Here is a 2,266-nt window from a genome sequence, read left to right as displayed (position 1 = left end):
ATAAAAAGGCCGTCTGAAAAGGTTTTCAGACGGCCTTTATTTATTGTTTTATTTATGCTTTGGCAACACTGTTTTTACGGCCAAACCAAACAAAACCAATCACACCCAATACAATCATCGGTACGCTCAACCATTGACCCATGGACAAGCCCAAGGTCAACAGACCGAGATAGTCGTCAGGCTGGCGGGCAAATTCGGCAATAAAGCGGAACAAACCGTAACCGCCCAAGAACAATGCTGCTGTTTGACCGGCCGGACGCGGTTTTTTAGAAAAAATCCAAACAATGACAAACAGGCAAATGCCTTCAAGGGCAAATTGGTAAAGCTGAGACGGATGGCGCGGCAGCATACCGTATTGTTGCAGCCATTCGGCCCACAAAGGATTGTGCGCCGCAGCTTCCGCATCTTCGTAACGCGCTTGCGGGAAACCCATCGCCCAGAAAGCATTGAGTTCGGTCACGCGACCCCAAAGTTCGCCGTTGATAAAGTTGCCGATACGGCCGGAAGCCAAGCCCAGCGGTACGAGCGGCGCAACGGTATCCATCAATTTCAAGATACTGATGTTGTGCTTGCGGCCAAACAGCCACATGGCAACGACCACGCCCAAGAAGCCGCCGTGAAACGACATGCCGCCTTCCCAAACTTTGAAAATATCCAAAGGGTTGGCAAGATAGTCGGAAAATTTATAAAACAAAACGTAGCCGATACGGCCGCCCAAGATGACGCCCAGGATACCCCAAGTCAGGAAATCGTCGAGTGTTTCTTTAGTAAACACAGAATTGCCCTGCGCGATACGACGGCGGCCCAAAATCGTAAACAGGATAAAGCCGACAATATAGCTCAAGGCATACCAGCGGATGGCAAGCGGGCCGATGCTGATCAGCACCGGATCAAACTGGGGATGTATTATCATGATGTGTGCTCCTTATCTCAAAGGCCGTCTGAAAGCCTGAACTTTCAGACGGCCTGTATGCGGTGTCGGATGGTTTAACGCAAATCGCCAACCACATTCAAAATAGCAGACAACATTGCCTCGCCCAAGCGCAGCGAACGTTGGCCGTTCCAGCCGAAATCGTCGTCCGGCAGGTTGGCATTGTCTTTAAACGGCATTTCCAAAGTATAGGCAAGGCAGTTGAAATGATTGCCGACCCAGTTGGTCGCCAAAGTCATGTTTGCCTGACCCGGCGCATCTTTGTCATAGCCGTAATCGTCTTGGAAATCGGGGCTGGCATTGAGCAACGCAAGTTTGAATTGGTCTTCCAAAGCTTCGATGCACTCGTTGTAGTTCGGCACGCCTTCGGTACCGGCCACAAAGACAAACGGCAGACCTTCATCGCCGTGAATATCCAAGAACAAATCCACGCCGGTTTCCATCATTTTTTCGCGGACGGTAAAGACTTCGGGGCTTCGCTCCAAAGTCGGGGCTTCCCATTCGCGGTTGAGGTTGGCGCCGGCGGCATTGGTGCGCAGATTACCCAAAACCGAACCGTCCGGATTCATATTCGGCACAATGTAGAAAGTCGCGCGGTCAAGCAGCATGCGCGCGGTCGGATCTTGCGGATCAAGCAGGCGGCCCAGCAAACCTTCGACAAACCATTCCGCCATGGTTTCGCCCGGATGTTGACGGGCGATAATCCAGACTTTCATGTCGCTTTCGACTTGGTTGCCGATGGTCAAAAGATTGATGTCGCGGCCTTGAACAGTGCTGCCCAAATCGTCGATACGGCACAAGCCGCTGCCCTGCGCATCGCCCAAAAGGTTCAAATGCTGCTCGTAGGAATAAGGCTCGAAATAAGCGTAGTAAACGCTATTGGACAAAGGCGTATGGTTGATGGTCAACACGCCGTTTTCGTAGCTGGTCGGCACACGGAACCAATTTTGGCGGTCGTAAGAGGCGCAAGCCTGATAGTCCTCCCAGCCCAAAGGATACGCCGCGTCCGCCGCATTTTCAAAATGCATCACGCAGTTTTGATAGGCCGCACCCTGCAAACGGAAGTAAAACCATTGGGCAAACTCCGAAGCATTGTCGGGACGCAGGGCGAGGCGGATATCGGCAGGGTTGCTCAAGTCTTTGACAACGACCGAACCGGCATCGAATTGGGTGCTGATTTTCATCATGGGTATCCTTAGTAATCGGCGAAGAGGCCGAAGCAAACCGTCATTTTACCGTTTGCATGAGGCTGGTTTCAACCATTTAACTGATTTAACAGGATTTCAAGCGCTTGGAAATATTGTTTCAGACGGCCTTTGGGATTAAGATAAAGGC

General features: G+C 51.5%; 2 protein-coding genes. Both read right to left on the bottom strand.

The features are described 5' to 3' along the window. Nucleotides 1-52: 52 nt before the first annotated feature. The gene (gene lgt / locus ACTHUT_RS18285; protein ID WP_070592167.1) at nt 53-913 is read right to left on the bottom strand and encodes a prolipoprotein diacylglyceryl transferase; all 861 of its coding nucleotides are present in this window, start codon (nt 911-913) and stop codon (nt 53-55) included. Nucleotides 914-987: 74 nt separating this feature from the next. Continuing rightward, complete coding sequence (locus ACTHUT_RS18280) at nt 988-2,118, bottom strand: M14 family metallopeptidase (RefSeq protein ID WP_250600183.1); 1,131 nt, start codon at nt 2,116-2,118, stop codon at nt 988-990. Nucleotides 2,119-2,266 lie beyond the last annotated feature (148 nt).

It is taken from the genome of Neisseria sp. P0022.S010, from assembly GCF_051956635.1.
The sequence above is the reverse complement of the archived record's forward strand: the minus strand, read 5'-3'. Positions and strand labels throughout refer to the sequence as shown.